Source organism: Eilatimonas milleporae, assembly GCF_003688555.1.
GTDB classification, from domain to species: Bacteria; Pseudomonadota; Alphaproteobacteria; order Sphingomonadales; family Kordiimonadaceae; genus Eilatimonas; species Eilatimonas milleporae.
The window spans coordinates 142,095-160,361 of record NZ_REFR01000017.1 but is presented as its reverse complement, the minus strand read 5'-3'; the positions used below and the strand labels follow the sequence as shown (position 1 = coordinate 160,361).

Annotated in this window: 15 protein-coding genes and 1 riboswitch; of the genes, 6 read left to right on the top strand and 9 right to left on the bottom strand. The window is 66.1% G+C overall.

Annotated elements, in window-relative coordinates; translation table 11 throughout:
* Nucleotides 1–515 precede the first annotated feature (515 nt).
* Together BXY39_RS19070 and BXY39_RS19065 are read left to right on the top strand one after the other, a co-directional pair.
* The gene (locus BXY39_RS19070) at nt 516–1,715 is read left to right on the top strand and encodes a serine hydrolase domain-containing protein (protein ID WP_170163972.1); all 1,200 of its coding nucleotides are present in this window, start codon (nt 516–518) and stop codon (nt 1,713–1,715) included.
* On the top strand, nt 1,681–2,217 hold the full coding sequence (locus BXY39_RS19065) for a hypothetical protein (RefSeq protein ID WP_121940496.1): 537 nt from the start codon (nt 1,681–1,683) through the stop codon (nt 2,215–2,217). Before BXY39_RS19070 ends, BXY39_RS19065 begins: the two co-directional genes overlap by 35 nt.
* Before the next feature lie 162 nt (nt 2,218–2,379).
* Here BXY39_RS19065 and BXY39_RS19060 read toward each other — a convergent pair whose 3' ends face one another.
* A complete protein-coding gene (locus BXY39_RS19060) occupies nt 2,380–2,979 on the bottom strand; it encodes a carboxymuconolactone decarboxylase family protein (RefSeq protein WP_211332355.1) in 600 nt (199 codons plus the stop codon).
* 84 nt (nt 2,980–3,063) lie between these two features.
* Here BXY39_RS19060 and BXY39_RS19055 point away from each other — a divergent pair, with 84 nt between their 5' ends.
* On the top strand, nt 3,064–3,978 hold the full coding sequence (locus BXY39_RS19055) for a LysR family transcriptional regulator (protein ID WP_121940495.1): 915 nt from the start codon (nt 3,064–3,066) through the stop codon (nt 3,976–3,978).
* 35 nt (nt 3,979–4,013) lie between these two features.
* Here BXY39_RS19055 and BXY39_RS19050 read toward each other — a convergent pair whose 3' ends face one another.
* The 6 genes from BXY39_RS19050 to BXY39_RS19025 form a co-directional block, all read right to left on the bottom strand.
* On the bottom strand, nt 4,014–4,415 hold the full coding sequence (locus BXY39_RS19050; RefSeq protein WP_121940494.1) for a GFA family protein: 402 nt from the start codon (nt 4,413–4,415) through the stop codon (nt 4,014–4,016).
* A 770-nt stretch (nt 4,416–5,185) separates the two neighbouring features.
* A complete protein-coding gene (locus BXY39_RS19045; protein ID WP_121940493.1) occupies nt 5,186–5,377 on the bottom strand; it encodes a hypothetical protein in 192 nt (63 codons plus the stop codon).
* Nucleotides 5,378–5,960: 583 nt separating this feature from the next.
* Nucleotides 5,961–6,236 carry a hypothetical protein gene (locus tag BXY39_RS19040; RefSeq protein ID WP_121940492.1) on the bottom strand — a complete coding sequence of 92 codons (276 nt, stop codon included), beginning with the start codon at nt 6,234–6,236 and terminating at the stop codon, nt 5,961–5,963.
* Nucleotides 6,229–6,669, bottom strand: coding sequence for a MotA/TolQ/ExbB proton channel family protein (locus BXY39_RS19035; RefSeq protein WP_121940491.1), 441 nt, complete (start codon nt 6,667–6,669; stop codon nt 6,229–6,231). The genes BXY39_RS19040 and BXY39_RS19035 overlap by 8 nt, the downstream gene beginning before the upstream one ends.
* Nucleotides 6,666–10,793 (bottom strand): cobaltochelatase subunit CobN, encoded by a 4,128-nt coding sequence (locus BXY39_RS19030; protein ID WP_121940512.1) that lies wholly within the window; start codon nt 10,791–10,793, stop codon nt 6,666–6,668. The genes BXY39_RS19035 and BXY39_RS19030 overlap by 4 nt, the downstream gene beginning before the upstream one ends.
* A 92-nt stretch (nt 10,794–10,885) precedes the next feature.
* Nucleotides 10,886–11,073, bottom strand: a riboswitch (cobalamin riboswitch).
* A 345-nt stretch (nt 11,074–11,418) separates the two neighbouring features.
* Nucleotides 11,419–12,072 (bottom strand): glutathione S-transferase family protein, encoded by a 654-nt coding sequence (locus BXY39_RS19025; RefSeq protein ID WP_121940490.1) that lies wholly within the window; start codon nt 12,070–12,072, stop codon nt 11,419–11,421.
* Between the two features lie 601 nt (nt 12,073–12,673).
* Between BXY39_RS19025 and BXY39_RS19020 the strand changes: the two genes are divergently transcribed.
* From BXY39_RS19020 to BXY39_RS19010, 3 genes are all read left to right on the top strand, one after another.
* Nucleotides 12,674–13,441, top strand: a complete 768-nt coding sequence (locus BXY39_RS19020) for a hypothetical protein (protein ID WP_147453646.1) — start codon at nt 12,674–12,676, stop codon at nt 13,439–13,441.
* A gap of 327 nt (nt 13,442–13,768) precedes the next feature.
* Nucleotides 13,769–14,527, top strand: a complete 759-nt coding sequence (locus BXY39_RS19015) for a DUF4760 domain-containing protein (RefSeq protein ID WP_121940488.1) — start codon at nt 13,769–13,771, stop codon at nt 14,525–14,527.
* A gap of 169 nt (nt 14,528–14,696) precedes the next feature.
* Nucleotides 14,697–15,605 carry a LysR substrate-binding domain-containing protein gene (locus BXY39_RS19010; RefSeq protein WP_121940487.1) on the top strand — a complete coding sequence of 303 codons (909 nt, stop codon included), beginning with the start codon at nt 14,697–14,699 and terminating at the stop codon, nt 15,603–15,605.
* A 156-nt stretch (nt 15,606–15,761) separates the two neighbouring features.
* Here the strand turns inward: BXY39_RS19010 and BXY39_RS19005 are convergent, their stop codons facing one another.
* The gene (locus tag BXY39_RS19005) at nt 15,762–17,267 is read right to left on the bottom strand and encodes an alginate export family protein (RefSeq protein ID WP_121940486.1); all 1,506 of its coding nucleotides are present in this window, start codon (nt 17,265–17,267) and stop codon (nt 15,762–15,764) included.
* A 256-nt stretch (nt 17,268–17,523) separates the two neighbouring features.
* Nucleotides 17,524–18,099, bottom strand: coding sequence for a methylated-DNA--[protein]-cysteine S-methyltransferase (locus BXY39_RS19000; RefSeq protein WP_121940485.1), 576 nt, complete (start codon nt 18,097–18,099; stop codon nt 17,524–17,526).
* Nucleotides 18,100–18,267 lie beyond the last annotated feature (168 nt).

The following is an 18,267-nucleotide window of genomic DNA, read 5'->3' as shown; positions in this document are numbered from 1 at the left end:
TCACGGCGGATTGCCGCGCAATCGCCTCCGCGAGGGCGGCCTGGCCGGCCGGGGCGCGGTCGCGCCCTGGGGGAGATGGGGTGGAGAGGTCTTTCCTGTGTCCAATTTTTACGCTCACGGCGGATTGCTCCGCAATCGCCTCCGCGAGGACGGCCTGACCGGCCGGGGCGTGGTCACGCCCTGGGGGAGATGGGGTGGAGAGGTCTTTCCTGTGTCCAATTTTTACGCTCACGGCGGATTGCTCCGCAATCGCCTCCGCGAGGGCGGCCTGACCGGCCGGGGCGCCGTCGCGCCCTGGGGGCAAGGTTTGGAATGTCTCGCCTGTATCCAGGGTGTTGCGCGCATGTCAGGGACGGGCGAGCCGTCACTTTAGTGATAATTCATTGGATACAAACCCCACCTTCCGGATCGACGGCGGGTTTCCGGATGTGGTTTAACCGCAGGGTATGCGGGCACGCTTCCGGGTATTCCTGAAGGAACCGGCCCACCCGTCAAGAAACCCAAGGAGACCAGCATTGACCATACCCCGTTATTTGGCCGCCCTTATACTGGTTGCAGGACTGCATGCAACCGCCGGACAGGCGGCGGATACGCCGGATTGGAACGCCCTGACGGCCAAGCTTGACGCTGAACTGAAAGCGGCCGAGGCACGGGATGAATTTTCCGGGGCGATCCTGCTCGCCGTCGGTGACACGGTGCTTTACACCAACGCGTTCGGGCATGCGCACCGCGGACACCGGGTGCCCAACCGCGTCGACACCAAATTCAATCTCGGCTCGGTCGACAAGCAGTTTACCATGGTCGCTGTGATGCGCCAGGTCGCGGCCGGCGCGATAAACCTTGACGCCACCGTCGGGACCTATCTGCCGGACTGGCCCAACCGCGATGTCGCCGAGAGTGTGACGGTGCGCCATTTGCTGACCCATACAAGCGGCATGGGATTTTACTGGACCGAGACACTGTTCCGGGAGATCGGGCGCTTCCGCACCCTTCAGGACTATGCCGGGCTTTTCGTCGACGAGCCTTTGGCCTTCCGGCCGGGCGAGTCCTGGGCCTATTCGAACAATGGCTATATCATGCTTGGCCTCATCCTTGAGGCGGTCACCGGCGAGAGCTATCACGATCATATCGCCGAGATCATTCTGAGGCCCCTGGATATGGAAAACACCGGGGCCTTCGCCACCGACGCGGTGACGCCGAACCTGGCCACCGGATACACCCGCCTGCGTCTCAGCGATCTGCTGAACGATTTCGATCCCGAAGCCGAAGTGCAGGATGCAGTCTGGTACACGAATCATTTCACGCACCCGGCGCGCGGCGCATCGGCGGGCGGGGGATATTCCACGGTGGAAGACCTGTTCGACTTCAGCCGCGCCCTGCGCGGCGGCAGGCTTGTTTCGCCGCAAACCCATGCGCTGATCACCGCGCCCTTCAACGCCGACCTTGTGGGGGACGCGGCGCGGTCCTTCTATGGCTACGGGGTTCAGATCTGGGACCCGGGAACGCCGGGCGAGCGGTTCGGCCACAGCGGCGGCGGCCTCGGCAACGGTGCCATGTCGCTCTACTATCCGGCCCACGACCTGACGGTGATCTGGCTGACCAATCAGGACGGCGCGGTGCATGTGCCAAGCCCGGTGTTGAAGGCATTCCTGGCCGGACCGGGCGAAGAGGAGGAAAGCCGTGTCAGCGCTGCTGAAAGCCCTGCGGGCCTTTGACGGAAAGGCGGTCTCAACCCTCAGGCAAATCCGCGCGCGCTTCGGCGGCGACGAGGGCTTTATCGGCGCGTTGGCCGCGCTGATCGGGTCGGAGGAGGGGTTTGTTTCAGACGGGGCGACCTGGCTGATCAAGGCCAGCGCGGAAAGCGGCGTCCGTCCGGGACCGGCGGAGACCGACGCCATCGTCGCCCGGCTCGATACGGTGGTGACCTGGCAGGCGGCCCTTCATGTGTGCCAGACGGCGGCGTTCCTGACATTCACTCCCGATCAGGCACGAAGGGTCGCGGACTGGGCGGCGCGGTTTCTCGACCATGAACGCCCCTTCCTGCGCGCCTGGTCGGTGGATGCGCTGCACCATGCGGCACGGCAGGCGCCGGACCTTGTCCACCGTGCAGAAGCCGCCCTGACCCGTGCGGAAACCGATGGATCGGCCTCGGTGCGCGCCCGCACCCGGAAGATCAGGGCCGCTGCGGCGGGCCCCGGTGACAGGGTGACGAAATAAGGGGATTTCGTGGTGATTTGCGCTCACGGCGGATTGCTGCGCAATCGCCTCCGCGAGGGGCGGCCTGACCGGTGTTTATTTTTACGCTCACGCAGGACCGCGCTGCGGTCCGCTCCGCGAGGGGCGGCCTGACCGGCCGGGGCGCCGTCGCGCCCTGGGGTGCTATTCCGGTGTGGGGGTGCCGGTGTCGGAGGGGTCCGTATCAGGGGTATCGGTGTCGGGAGTATGGGCATCGGGGGTATGGGCATCGGGGGTGCTGGCGGCGTCGCGTTCGGCGAAAACGGTTTCAGCCGCGCGAATGCCGTGGATGGAGGCGGGAAAACCGGCATAGACCGACATCAGGATCATGGTTTCGACAATTTCCTGCCGCGTGACGCCAACATTGAGGGCGCCGTGGATATGGACCTGCAATTCCGGCCGGGCATAGCCGAGCGCGGCCAGCGCCGCGACGGTGGCCAACTGGCGCTGCCGGTCGCTGAGACCGGACCGGCAGAAGACATCGCCATAAGGGTATTCAACCACATAACGCGCCAGATCGGGCGATGTGCGCGTCAACCGGTCCACCACCGCCTGACCGGCACCCCGGGTGATCCGGTCCAGACGCGCCAGACCCCGCTCATATCGTCCTTCAGCCATATCGCATTGTTCCTTCATCGATGGCTCCGCCGCCGGTGCCTGAAGAGGTCCGGAGAAAAATCCGGAGAGAAGCGCGGAGAAAATCGCCGCGCGCGCCGTCACTGCCATGCGTGCCATCCTGATCATCCCGTCCTCCTCGACCGGCAACAGACGGGATACAGGCTAGATGCGGGCTGTACATGAAGGAAGTTCATTTTTATCATAGTGGCTATGAGCAAAACGACGATCAGAGCGGTCGACACGACAGCGCTGTGTGTCTTCGCCGTGCTGATGGAAGAGGCCGGCGTGGGGCGCACGGCCGAGCGGCTGGGGATGACGCAGTCCGCCGTCAGCCATGCCCTGCGCCGTCTCAGGGCCCTGTGGGACGATCCGCTGTTCGTGCGCACGGCCTCCGGCATGACGCCGACGGCAAAAGCCCTGCGGCTGGCGCCCGACGTCGCCGACGCCGTGCATAGCCTGGAGCGTCTGGTGGACCGGACGGCGGCCTTCGACCCGGCACGGACCCGGCGCCAGTTCACCATAGGGCTGTCCGACTACGCCGCGGCGGTGCATCTGCCCGCCCTGCTTGCCCATGAGACGCTGAGCGCCGACGGCGTGTCCCTGCGGGTGCGCCATACCAGCCGGACGCTGGGCTTCGACATGCTGCGGCAGGGCGCGGTCGAACTGGTGATCGGCAATTTTCCCGACGTGCCCGCCGACCTGCGCCGCGAGGCCCTGGGCGAGCGGGACTTCGTCTGCGCCGCCGACCGGGGACATCCCGCCTTTGCCGCCGACCGGCTGGGCCTCGATGACTATCTGGCGGCGGACCATCTGCATGTGTCCCTGGCCGGAGAGACGCACGGCCAGGTGGATACGGCCTTGGGCAAAGCGGGGCACGCGCGCCGCGTGGCGGTGACGGTGCCGCATTTTCTGCTGACCGGGCCGTTGCTGAAAGGCACGCGCCTGATCGCCACCGAACCGCGCGCCGTGCTGGCGCCGATGGCCGGGCCGTATGGCCTGCGGCTGCGCGAGACGCCCTTTCCGGCGGGCACGTTCGGCTTTTCCATCCTGTGGCACCGCCGCAGCGACGGCGACCCAGGCCTGGCCTGGCTGCGCGCGGCACTGACGGCCGGCGTCAACGGATAGGAACGGACCGGCGCGGCCAAGTATGCGGCCGCCGGTTATGCGCCAAAGGCACCGGTATGCCGTGTGCCGTCATCGCCGATTTCATCCCAAACCGCCCTGGAGCCGACAAAGATATGGTGAGCGACGGTGAGCGCTTCGCCGCCGTCCGTGATCAGTCCGGCCGGCACGAATGTATGCGCCGCGTCGTTCGCCCCCGGCAGGGCCGACCCGCACACCCGGCAAAAGGCGGACAGCCAGTCGGCATCGGGCTTTTTCCAGGCGGTGATGCAATCTTCACCCTTCAGCCAGCGGAAAGCGCCATTGGGCACGACGACAACCGCGATGCCGTTGCCGCCGGTATAGCGCCGGCAGATCGAACAGTGGCAGACATAGACATCGCGGAGATCGGCATCGATCTCGAACGCGACAGCGCCGCAGTTGCAGTGTCCGTGAGCCATGGCTGCCTCCCTCTCCCGTCTTGTGCCAGGGGCACATGTTGCACAAAAGACGGCCGGTTTGGAACGGAGAGGGTTTTTGCGTTCACGCAGGGGCGGCCTGACCGGGGATATTTTGCGCTCACGCTAGGATCGCCTATGCGATCCGCTCCGCGAGGGCGGCCTGACCGGGGGTGTTTTTGCGCTCACGGCAGATTGCTCCGCAATCGCCTCCGCGAGGGCGGCCTGACCGGCCGGGGCGCGGTCGCGCCCTGGGGGAGACTGGATTGAAATATCTCGGCACGGGGCCGTTCTTCTGCGCTCACGCAAGGATCGCTCTTGCGATCCGCTCCGCGAGGGCGGCCTGACCGGCCGGGCCGCCGTCGCGGCCTGGGGTGTATCAGGCTCGGGAAATTCTGATTGGGGCGGTTTTTTGCGCTCACGCAGGGCCGCAAGCGCGGCCCGCTCCGCGAGGGCGGCCTGACCGGTGTTGGTTTTGCGCTCACGGCAGATTGCTCCGCAATCGCCTCCGCGAGGGCGGCCTGACCGGCCGGGGCGCGGTCGCGCCCTGGGGGGTTGGAATCTGGTGTATCGCGTCACGCGGCCTGTTGTTGTGCTTATGCCAGGGCCGCAGTTGTGGCTGGAAGGTGCAGAGTTCAGGCTCTCCGCCCTTGTCTTCCCAAGGATCGGCGGATCGAGGATTGACGTCCAAGCCAGGCGCCCAATATAGCTTTAGACCAGTCGCGTGAATGAACGTCGCTCCCGCAGTCAAGCGGTCATCACATATGAATATCTCAACCCGACAAGTCGCTTTCTGGATCGATGGTGTTGGTCACATCGTCACCGCGCCGGTAGCCCTTCTTCTCCTGGATCCACTGGCGGCGTTCCTGAATGTCCCGGCCGGCCGCCTTTTGGTTTTCCTTAGTGCCTTCATGCTTTATGGCATTGCCGTCGTCGTTTTGTTCCGCACCGACCGCAATGACCATTTGTTACGCCCCGTCGTTGGCGCCGGCAATCTGGCCTTTATATCGGTCGTCATCTGGTCGATTGCAGCACATGAATTGTCCACCATCAGCCTGCTCTGCCACATTGGGACAATCGTATCCGCCGTCGGCGTCCTCGCATCACTGACACGGCCAAGGCGAAGTCAGTCGGCGGAGCCAGGCCCCTAAACACCTGTCTGCATTTCAAACAGGGTAGAGTGGCGGACCAAGTGAATGGCCCTGTTTTCGCATTGGTCTTCCGCGCATGTCCGCGACCGCTATCCATGAGCGGGGCATGTGATTGAGACAGGCGCGGGCATGCCCCCATCCGGCGACACCTAAGCGGACAGTCGGGAAAAAACCGGGGACAGTATATAGTTTTTTACAATAGCCGATCAAAAGCAAACCACTGAAAATAAAGAGTTTTCAGAGCCAGATAAAAAACTGGCGATCACTGCCATCCACCGGTTTCAGAGGGTGGAAAATCCGGTGACAGTATATGGATTTCGCGGGCGGCCCATCTGTCCCAGAAGTGTCGGCTGCGCCGGAAAGCGCGCTTTGGTGGCAGGGCGCCGCAAAGCAGTCCCTATTTCACCACATACAGTTTTCCGGTTTCCGGGTCCCGGAAGACCCGGCCGACGGCTTCCAGGCCGGCGCCGCCGGCCTCGGCGCCTGTGGGCAGGTCGGGCAGTTCCCGGCCCAGGTCGGCTTCCTGGACGGGCGTGCGGCCATTGGGACTGGCGGCGAGGGCCGCGATCAGGCCGGTGGCGAACACCAGCATCAGGTCCGCCAGATTGGGCAGGTCACCGATGGCGCCGGCACCGTCGTCGCGGTCGAAGCGGGTGCGGGTGAAATCACGCACGCGCGGCCGCCTCCAGCGCGTTCAGCGCCGCGTCATAGGCGACCCGCCGCCACCGGCCGATCAGATACCCGGCCAGCCCGATCAGCAGGCCGAGGACAGTGGTGTCGAAGGCCGTGGCGACAGCCTCGGCCAGGGTGGCGAAATCACCGCGACCCATGGCGGCGATGCCGGGGCCCAGCGGTATCAGCGTGCCCATGAGGCCGAGCGTGGGCCCCACACGCGCGGCCATGTCGGCCCGGCCGATTCTTTTGCGGGCCAGGGCTTCCAGGCGGCGCGGGGACCGGGCGGCAGCGCGCCGGAGACCGCCGAACCCTTCCCCGAGGGCAATGCCCATATCCAGGAGAACCGCCGCCATCAACGCGAAAAGACAGGCAATGACGGGCCACAAAAGGTGATCCACAAGCAGATGCAGTGCCGTGCCCAGATCAATCATACCGTGGTTCTCCTGCCGATCAGAATGCCGCCGCCGAGCAATACCGCCGCCGCCAGCGCCAAAACCCATATCAGCGGGGAAGACGGGGCGGCGCGGTCCCGGGGCACCGGTTTCAGTTCCCGGACCGTCTCGGGAACAGTTTCAGGCGCTGTCGCCTGTGCCGCCGTATCGCCCCGCGCGGCATCGCGCGCGGCCGCTAGGACTTCGGCCAGATCGTCGGGCAGTTTACCTGCGATCCAGTCCAGCATGGGATGGTCGGGCCGGGTATGGCCGCTGCCCGGCAGACCCGCCGCCGCCACGACGCGCGCAAACGCTTCGGCCAGTTCGGCAACCGTGGCCTCGTCCGCCTGCCAGTAGCCCTTGTGCGCCGCCACCAGCATGATGGCCAGTATATTGGCCTTGACGGGGCGGGCCGCCTGCGTGTCCAGAAAGGTATCCACGCCCAGATCGTGGCGGTCGTCCAGATAGACGGCTTTGGCCTCCGCCCAGATGCGGTCCGAGAACAGGGCCGGATCGGTGACCTCCCACCCCCAGAGGTTTTCAAAGAAAGCGGTGTTCATGGTGCGCGCGCCAGCATAGCCATGGGCCATCAGCGCCCTGATCCAGGCGGGATTGAGCTGTCGGCCCCGCACTTCGCGCACGATGGCGCTGGCCAGCGGCGTCATATCGGGGGACGCGGGGTCGCTGACATCGACCACGAACCCCCGCGCCGGGGTGCCGCCCGCGGCCTCCACCGCCATGTTGAGACCGCCGAGATAGTCGAAGGCGTCATTATTGTCGACCAGTCCGTAGAGATTGCTGGCCCGGCCGAGAAAGCTTTGATCGGCCAGGGCCAAACGGTCCCGGAACAGGGTCTGACGGGCGGCGCCGGAGACATCGGCGCCGTACGCATGGCCCATGCGCGCGATGTAGGAGCGGGCGATTTCGGCCCGGTCGCGCCAGGCGCCGGACCGCTCGGCCAATCGGTTCACGCCGGCGCCGTAGCGTCCCGGCGCGGGGCCGAACACCCGCAGACTGGCGCGGCGGCCGGCGACCGGGGCCGGGGCTTTTTCATCCCGCAGGGCCGCGACCCAGTGGGCGGCGATCTCATTACGGTCCAGCGGCTCGCCGCCCGGCGCGCGCAGTTCGCCGAGGGGGGCAAGCGCGGCCTCCAGCGCGAGCACAAGATGGGGATGGTCGCGGCCGATCACCAGGGACGACCCGTCCAGCGCCAGCAGGCCGGCCTTGTCCAGCCACGCCATCTGCACCCCGTAAAGATCGCGGAACAGACCGGAAGCCACAAAGGTGACATCGCGGCGCCGCTGGCCGGGGGGCAGGGGCAGACGCTCAAGACCCTGAAGGATGCCGCGCGCGTTCCAGACGGGTTTGACCCCCATCAGGTTGAGGCCGAACGCCATCATCACACCGCCGTCCCGCACCGTGTCCGACGCCCACAGCACCACGGCTTCGGTCCCGTCGCCGTCGGTGGCCTGTCGGGCCATGGCCGCACCCAGATCCCAGGCGATCAGATTGGGGACGAGACTGGCATCCAGGCCGAAGAAATTGCGGCCCGTGGGCAGCGCGTCCGGCGCCCGCAAGGGGTCGTTGCCTTTGCCGGGCAGGATGAACCGCCCGTCGAGACCGGCCATAAGGGCGGCCATTTCCCTGTCCGGGGAGATGGTCAGGCTTTCGCGTGCGGCAGCATCCCCCATGGAGGCGAGCATGGTGTCAACGGCCGCCTCGCTCCACGGCTGTCCGAACACATGCAGGCCGAGCGGCATGAAATCCTCCTGCATGTCGGTCAGAAAATGGCCGACCTCATGCACCAGTAGGTCCGGGTCCACGGTTTCGAAATCCATTGTGCCGGCACCGCCGTGCTCGGCTTCAAGCTCCGAGATCAGAGCGTCCCGGATGCCGAGGGCGGTCACCTGCGCGCGGATGCGCGACAGGGCGCGGGTGCGCGCCGCGTCGCCGGCAGGAGACGGATCCGCCGCCTCGAAGGTTTCCACCAGTTGGCGCAGTCCCAGCAACTGGTCGTAAAACGGCGTGGCCTTGAGCGGCGGGGTCAGATGGTCGACCATCACCGCCAGACCCCGGCGTTTGGCCTGTAGCCCCTCGCCGACGCCGTCCACGATATAGGGGTACAGGCCCGGCACGTCGCCGGCGATCAGGCGGGAATACGTATCCCCGGCCAGACCCACTCTGGGACCGGGCAGGAATTCATAGGTGGAATGGCGCCCGAGATGGATCATCGCATGGGGCCGCACCGTGTCATGGAGCCAGCGATAGAAGGCCAGATACTGGTGGGTGGGCGGCACGCTCATATTGGCGTGCAGCACCTCCTCATTCACCTCCCACCCGCGCGGGGGCTGCGGCGCGATCAGGATGTTGCCGAAGCGCAGGCCGGGAAACACAAAGCGGCCGCCGACCGTCATCACGGTGCCGGGCGGCAGGCCCCAGCCGCGCAGCCCCTCGATGCCCTGACGCATCAGGGCGGCGGACAGGGACCGGATATCGGGCCACCGCTGCGCGCCGTCGATCGCCGCCATGTAGGCCGCGTCCAACTGGTCCAACAGATCCTCGGCGCGGGCATGAAAGCGGGCCGGCGCCCCTTCGATGACGAAGGCCATGTCATGGACCGCGTCCGTCACCAGACGGCGGGCGCGGTCAAAGGCCCGATCGTCCAGAGCCGCTCGAACCCGGAGCTGGAGCGCGGCCAGGGGACCGTCCGTCATTTCCGCCTGAACCCGTGCGGGCAGACCCGAAAACCATGTCCGGTAGGCCGGCACGGGCAAGGTGAAGGCCCCGGCGCCCATGGCCTTCAGCGCCGCGTCATTTTCGGGCAGATTGACGGCGCGCTCCTGGATCAGCGCCAGCAGGGCGGCCGGCGTGTCCGGCAGGTCCCCCACATCATAGCCCTCCGCCTTCAGACGGTTCAGAATGGCGAGAAGGCTGGCGGGCACATCCAGATTGTCGGCGCCGATATTATGGCGTCCAGGCGGATGATTATAATAAATGATCGCCAGCCTTTTGTCGGCGTTGCGGGTGTTTCGCAGCCGCACCCAGGCGGCCATGCGCCGGGCGATACCCGCCACCTCCGCCGCGACCGGCCGGGTCACCCGGATCTCGATGCCCGAGACCGGGTCCAGCCGGGGCGGGGCGCCGGCGGCCAGCACCATGGGCTGGCCCGACCCGGACAGTTCGGGCATGGCAACACGGTAATAGACGCTGTCCACGGGCAATCCATCGGCATCGGCCCGCCAGGCGGTCTCGGTTTTCTCGTTCAGGCGGATGGCCTTCAGCACCGGGACGTCCAGCGCTTCAAGCGCCCGGTCGGCGCGGGCCCGGTGACTGCCGCCCACGGCGAAATCCTGCATCATGATCACGCCGGCGGGCCGGTGGGGCCGCAACCGCTCCAGCGCCTCGGCGCTTGCCAGACCCCAGTCGGCGAAAACCGACAGGCAGGCAAGCCCCGCCTTTTGCAGCGCGGTGCAGAGAGCATCATGCAGGTCGATATTGCCCGCCTGGTCGCCGGTGTCATAATCCACCAGCGCGATCAGGGGCGCGTCGGCCGCGCCCTGCCGCGCGGAAAACCGGATCGCCGGCACCGGGTCCGGATCGGGGACCGTCCCGCCCTGCCCGGCGATCAGAAAGGCAAAGAGATTGGCCAGATTTTCAGGACCACGGGCCTGCCAGTAGGCATTGGCGCGCTGCCACGGCGTGGCGGCGGAGGCTGTGTCCTCTATTTCGGCCAGGGTCACGGGCCGGCCGTCCCATCCACGGGATTTCAGCACCAGCGCGCGGGTCGCACTGACGGCGAAGACGGGTATATCCGGCGCGATTTGCTCGACGATGCGAGCCAGCCGGCCGGCATCGTCGCCGAACACGCCGGCAATCAGCAGCGCGTCGCCTGCGTCCAGCAGCGCGGCGATCTGCCGGTCGGACAGGGCGGCCAGCTGACGTGGGGTGCGCAAGCGGATCTCCGCATCCGAGCGGTCCCTGAACAGGGCGGCGGCAGCAGCCGCGGCGGCCGAATTCCGTTCCGAGACAATGCCCACAAGGGTTTTGGCCCACGCGGTGCCAGTCGGCAGCGCAAGGGCGGCGATGACAGACAGCAAAAGACCCGTGACGGCGTTTATCCGCATGACGGCACTCCCCGGCATCCTGACGGATGACCAAACCAGCAGACCTGTCGTCACGGCGGAAGATCCGATGCCCCCGGCTGGCCCGGCCATGGACATGGACGACGGTGACGGCAGGTCTCCTGGCTTTGCGGGTCCTGGCTTGTTGGCGTCGGCCTTCCCGGATTGCTCCAGTGGCCATGACGCAAGCTCACCGCTCACAGTTGCGGGCACAGCGCCGGTGTTTCACCGGACTTCCCTCTTCGCCCCGCATCGGACGGGGACCGTCTTTCATGCCTCTAGCGGGAATCGGTCTGAGTGTCACTTGAAATTATGTGGTGGGTGTACCGTTTCCTGTTTGTTGCGCTCGCGCAGGATCGCCCATGCGATCCGCTCCGCAGGGGTGTCGGGTTTGCGCTCACGCAAGGGCCGCAAACGCGGCCCGCTCCGCGAGGGCGGCCTGACCGGCCGGGGCGCGGTCGCGCCCTGGGAGAGGTGGGGTGGAGAGGTCTTTCCTGTGTCCATTATCCGCGCTCACGGCGGATTGCCGCGCAATCGCCTCCGCGAGGGCGGCCTGGCCGGCCGGGGCGCGGTCGCGCCCTGGGAGTGTGGAGCCTGGACTATCGCATCACGGGACCTGTTTTTGTGATCACACGCGGGCCGCTGTCGCGGCTGGCAGGGCGGGTCTGGTGTCGCGGAAGGCCGGGCGCTGTATGACGCTCTCAAACCAGCGTCGCAGGGCGGCATGGGCGTCCAGCGCGCGGCGGCCCGCTTCCGCCTCGCAGAAATAGGACAGCATGGGCGCCAGATGCAGATCGGCCAGCGACAGGTCCGGGCCGACCAGAAATTCCCCGCCGTCCGCCAGCCGGTCGAGGGCGTCCAGAACCCGTTTGGACGCGGCAAGACCGCGCGCCACCTGATCGGGATCGGCGGGCCAGGCGAAGCGCGGCCGCATCACGCCGTGGGAAAACACCTGGCGGACCAGCGGCCGGTAGGCATAGCCGTCAATGACCGAGAGGATCTGATTGAGACGCGCACGGGCACAGGGAGCCGCCGGTTGCAGGCGCGGCCCGGGAAATTTTTCGTCAATATAGCGGGTGATCGCCCCGGTCTCATACAGGACGAAATCCCCGTCGGCCAGCGCCGGCACCCGCCGGAAGGGGTGTGTCGCCAAATAATCCGGGTCCATGTCGTCTGCGAAGGGATTGACCTCGACCCATCTGTATCCGACCCCCTTTTCATGCAGGACCAGGCGGGCGATCCAGGCGTAAACGCTGTATGTGTAGCCGTACAGATCAAGCATCGCTGTCCTCGTCCCCTTCTCCGCCGAACGGGCGCGGGTCACGGTCGCGCACTCTCCCGGCGGGCATGGGCGGATACACGCCGTCCGCCCGGCGGTCACGGGGAACAGTATACGGTTTTCCGGCGACCACGGACAGAGGCCCGCACCCAACCTGCCGGCCCATGATGCGGGTATGCGGACGGCCAGGGTAAATTCGGGGACAGTATATGGTTTTCCCAAGACCGACGACATGCTGTTTATTGGCCGTTTACTGGCTGTTCCACAGGTTGTTCCAGGGGCCGTTCCATGGAATGAGCCTCGGCCCGTACACGGTTAAATCCGGGGACAGTATATAGTTTTTTAAACTGGGGACAGTATATGGATTTCGGACATCGGCGGGGGCGAATCCGGCCGCTGACAGGGCAGTGCGGGGCATCGGTGCCCCCTAAGCGGACAGGGCGCGCAAACGGTCGGCGATATGAGGTGGCGCCGGGCGCAAAAACCCCCATGAATTGTAATAATGGCATTTACTAAAATTTTTCACGTGTATATCTTTCATATAATACACCATTTTCGAGCATGTCCATTCTGAGCACCGGGGACAGTCATGCAAAAACCGTTCATGTTAGCCTTGATCCTCAGCATTGCCTTATCGGCCTGTACCAGCTTGAGTTTCGCGCCGCCGCCCGTGGATCTGACAGGCAAGCTGAAGCCCCAAGATGTCGCCCAGGCCGGTGTCCTCGTCGACACATATCTGAACGCATACAGACGGGCGGCGAGCGCGGCCGCCAATGGCAGGCAGTGGTTCCAGGTGCCCGCATTGCTGGCATTGGCCGGCGGTGCGACAGCCGTCGGCCTTGGCGCGGGATCGGATGTGGCGATCGCCACGGGCGCGGGGGCGGCCATTCTGAACGGTGTCGACGCCTATTATGCGCCGAAAGACAAGGTGCCGATCCTGTATGCCGCGATCAATGCCATTGTCTGTATCAAACAGGAATCCGTCGGCGTGCCGGCCCTGAAGATCCCGCAGGCGCAAGCCATTGCCGAGCAGGCGCCCAATGCGCGGAAGGCGGATGGCAGCGGCCTGGTCTTTTCGCTGGAAGAACAATATTTTTCCCTGGTCGTGGCGTCCCTGATCAAGGTTGAATCCATCCTGGCGCAACGGCTGTCCAATGTGGGTCAATACTCGCCTGAGGCCATCGTTTCGGAAATCAGCATGCTGACCCAGCAGAAAACAGAGGCGGAAGGCTCCGCTGATGACGCCGATGCCCAAGCCGCGGCGCTCGGGATCACGGACCCGGAGGAAAAGAATGCCGTTTCCGGGGGGATTGTGACAATCGCCACCTTGAAACCCGTACTGGAGACATGTGCCGTCCGCGCCAAGGTATGAGGCGCCTGCAAAACGGAAAAACCGCCCTGGCAGGATACGCCGTTTTTATCGCCCCTGCCGGGTAGTCGTTGCCTGCGCCCCTGCCGGGTAGTCGTTGTCTGCGCCCCTGCCGGGTAGTCGTTGTCTGCGCCCCTGCCGGGTAGTCGTTGTCTGCGCCCCTGCCGGGTAGTCGTTGTCTGCGCCCCTGCCGGGTAGTCGTTGTCTGCGCCCCTGCCGGGTAGTCGTTGTCTGCGCCCCTGCCGGGTAGTCGTTGTCTGCGCCCCTGCCGGGTAGTCGTTGTCTGCGCCCCTGCCGGGGCAGGGGACATATGTCCGGCTGGAGACAGGGATGAATTTCTGGAATCTGATCAGTCCGAACGTCATTCTGGCGCTGGCCTTCGTGCCGCTGGTCGGCGGTATCGCGCTGCTGATCGGTGCGGGCACCGGCTATGCCATCGTGGTGTCGGCCCTGTTCGTGCTGGCCGGCGTTTTCATCAACACCAGCGTGAAATTCCACTCCGACATGCGTGAACGCGCCATCGCCTTCATCGACAAAAGCAAGACGGATACGAAACTGTTTTCTTCCTTCAAGGGCTTGCGGAACCTCGGCACCTACTGCCTTCTGTACGATCTGGACCCGGCGGAGATCGCGCGGCGGTGTTTCAGGCAGGGAGCGAAACCCTTTGTCCATGCCCGGGGCGGCACCATCGATCCGGACCAAATCCTGGAGGATTTTTACCGGGTGGGAAATTTTTACGAACAGGTCCATCTGGCGGTGTCGTGCCGGGACGCGAACGAGCATATTCTGTTTGAATATTATGGCGGCGTCTTCATCCGGCATTACCGGATACTGAGCGCGTTCCTGCCGCAGGCACGCAACACCGGACGTTCCCAGGACCACCCGCTGGGCCCGATTGCCGCCCCCGAAATGTATACCGGCATTGAGACCCTGTTCAAACGCTGGCACCCGCGATATCTGCGGGCATACGGCACCCGGCGCCGGCCCGGAAACGGAGACGGAGACGGCAGTGAAGGTGGGGGTGGCGCCGTCAACAGCGGATCATGGACGGGGGCCGACAGGCCCCTGAAATGCCCCTCCGACCCGTAAGCAGGACGATATGGTTTCCGGGGAGCGCCTAGGTGCCCTGTGGCCGGCGAGATATAGCTGTGCTAAATCGATAAAGCGCCGCATGGCGGGACGGGCGGCGCGATCAGTGCCGACCGCTTGTCACGGGCCCATAATCACAGGCCCATAATCACAGGCAGAGGGGAACGCCATGGGTCAGGTTTTGCCGCTTCTGGGACTGCGCGCCTTTACCGAGGTGGGGCGCCACGGCAGCGTCAAGGCGGCGGCCGACGCCATGGGGGTCACGCCCGGCGCGGTCAGCCAGCAGGTGCGGCAACTGGAAGAGCGGGTGGGCGTGCAGCTTTTCGAGCGCGGGCATCGCGGCCTGCATCTGAGCAAGGACGGCGCCCGCGTGCATGCCGGTCTGGCGCGCGCCTTCGACGAGATCGAGGCAAGCCTGGAAACGCTGGACGCCATGACCGCGCGGCAGAGCCTGACGGTCAATACCGTGCCCTCCTTTGCCGCGTCGTGGCTGGTGCCGCGACTGGGCCGGTTTCACGCAAGGCACCCCGGCATCGAGGTGCGGGTGGAGGCGACACCGGCCCTGGTCGACCTGCGCCGGGACCGCGTGGATATCGCCCTGCGGCACGGGCTTGGCAACTATGACGGGCTTGAGGCACGGCGTTTCCTGACCCCGGTGATGGTGCCCGTGGCCTGCCCCGACCTGCTGCGGGACGGGCCGGCGATCACAGGGCCGGAGGATTTTCTGAAGTATCCGCTGTTGCAGGATTCCGACCGCGCGGACTGGACATTGTGGCTCAAGGCGGTGGGCGTGCCCGACGATCCACGGGCGGAACGGGGCCCCAGTTTCGGGGATGAGCTGATGCTGATCCGCGCCGCCGCCGCCGGACAGGGCGTGGCCCTGGTCAACGACATCCATGCGGCGGCGGAAATCGCCGCGGGACGGCTCGCGGTGGCGCTGGAATGCGAATGGCCGTGCGACTATGCCTATTATATGGTGACGCGGCCCGGCGCGGACACGCGGCCGGCGGTTGCCGCCTTTGCCCAATGGGTCCTGGAGGAAGCCGCCATTCCGCCGAGCCCGGACGACGGCCTGTAACGACCATCCGGTCGACGATGCCGCCAAACCGCCCCCCGACTTACCCCAGGCCCCACTCTGCCCACTAGCCTTACGAGGGACCGGGGACGTTGCCCTGAAATACCTGCTGGAAAGGCATCGCTAAAACCGCCCCTAAAACCGCCCCTAAAACCGCCCCTAAAACCGCCATTGAGCAAACAACTGAAAATGATGATTGTCGCGGCGGTCGTCCGGGCCGGCGTCCGGCGATCCACCGGATGCGGCGCGGGGACTGTAAAGGCCGTAGACCGGCGACAGGAACAGACGCTCGGTGATGTCCCATTCCATGGTCAGATTGATCTCCCGCGCGGGCGCGAAGGCGGCGGCCCGCGTGCGCGGCGCGAAATCGAAGCCGAGAAGGCCGAGGCGAATGGCCCGGTGCGGGCGGATATAGAGCCGGACGGTATGGATATGGGCATTGCTGTTGAAGGGGCCGGCATAATTGCCGGCGACCTCGCCCTGAAACCATGTGCCGTATCCGCGTGTGAAGCCGTAGAACAGGGGGTCGAAACCCTCGAACGTATCCGGGGTCGCGGGGTCGTCGCCGGAAAAGCGGCTGTAGCGATAGACGATTTCGGGCGACAGGGCCATGGCCGGGGGCCTGTAGGACACCTCGCCATAGGCGGCGAAGGCGCGCACGCGGGGACTGTCGGCGTCCGTCCGGGACGAGCGCTGGACGGCCAGTTCGCCGCGCAGGGACAGACCCCGCAGCGGCGCCCCCACATAGCGGATATTATAGGTGGCAAGGCCGCGACGCCGCGGCGCCAGACCGGTGTCGACGTCCAGCACCCGCAGCCAGGCAAGACCGATGTCGCCAACGCCCTTGAGGTGGTAGTCCAGATTGACCCCGCCAAGGTCCATGCGGGCCTGCGCGGCCGTCGCCGAGCCGATCCGGAAGACCTGCATGCGCGCGGCGCCGGCCGCCAGCCGAAGGATGGCGGTCCTGCGGAAGGCACGACGGGAGCCAAGCCAGTAGGCCCCGCCGCGGTCGAAGGCGGGTCCGAGACCGTCGCCGAAATTCACCGCGTCACCGGCAACCAGAAACCCGTCGCCGATCTGAAAATACCGGGAGCCCACCGACAGATCGGCTGTCACACGCCCGCCGGCGAGGCGGTCCAGACGTATGCCGGCATAGGCGTCCTCATGGGCGACGGTCCGCTCAGCCCCGGTGGTGAACCCCGCCGCATCGCCCTCGCCGTCCGTGGCGGAGGCAAGAAGGCTGACCCGGCCATAAAGCGCAGCCCCACCCCCTGACAAGGCGCGGGTGAGCGACAGGCCCAGGCTGACATACCCCTCACGCCAGTTGACACGGCCACGGCCGGTACCGGCATAATCGACGCCGCTGGAAAACAGGCCGGCGGCGGCGACACCGTCCACGGCGATATCGGTGAGACGGTCCAGAGTGCTGCTGTCGGAGGTGCTGTCGGGGACAGAGTCACCCTCCTGCGCTGCGACGGCGCATACCGGCAGGATCACAAACGCCGCCCACAAAGCGGCCGCAACACTCTTCAGAAACGGGAAAAGATACCCGTTCGGATGTTCGGGCGGATATCCGTTCGAGCGCCACGGCACGTGCCCATGCGCGCACCGGCAGTCTGGCGCGGGTGTGGGGGCGGAAACAAAAGCGGGGGCGCGATCCGTCATGTGGCGGTGTCCGTGTTGCACGGCACGGCCGGGGCCCGCCCAGGCAAACCGGGCCACCGGGATGCGCTGCCCACATCCCCGGCCCGGACCGCCAGGACGGACAGGAAACCCGGCACCGTGTCCGTCGTCGATAATCCGACGACCGGCCTAGCGCCGGGCGGGTCCGCCTGACAAACGATGCATCCTGGCCGGTGGATTTAGCCAGTCTCAATCGAAACGACGAGGAAAGGGATGCGTGCGACGGCCCTGACGGCGGTCAGAGCGCCCCTTCGTGCCGCAACAGCGCGGCCTTGCGCTCCAGCCCGCCGGCATATCCGGTCAGACGACCGTCCGCACCGACGATGCGGTGGCACGGTATGATCACCGAAATCGGGTTGAGGGCGTTCGCCCGCCCCATGGCCCGGGCCGCGGTCGGCGGGGTCAGGCCGGCGGCAAAGGCGCCATATGTGAGCGTGCGGCCGTACGGTACAGCGCGGAGCGCGCGCCACACCCGCTGGAAAAACGCACCGCCGCGCGGCGCCAGCGGCAGGTCGAAGTCCCGGCGCCGGCCGGCGAAATAGGCATCCAGCTGCGCGGCCACAGGGCGCACGGCATCCGCATCAAAGCGGGCCTCAAGCCCGCGCCAGAAAACGGGCCCATCCCGCTTGCGCGGCACATCCCCACCTGTGCAAAAATCAAGACGGACCAGGGCGCCGCCGGCATCCACAACGGCCATCATCGGGCCGAGCGGGGTATCCACCACCCCTGCACGAAGAGCGTCCGGCAGCCGGTCACCTGTGTTTTGGGCCTCCATATCCCCGTCCGGTGTCTTTTCGCCATCCATTGCCGTCATATGTGCCTCGCCGTTTTCAGCCGGTCTCGTCCGGGCGCAGGGTGCCGGGACCGGGACAGCGGGGCAAGACCATTGTAGATCTTCATCGTAAATCTTCAGGAGTGTCGCGCGGCGACGGCCCCGTCTGCCGGCCACATGTCGCCTTCCGGGCGGCATGCAAAAAACTGG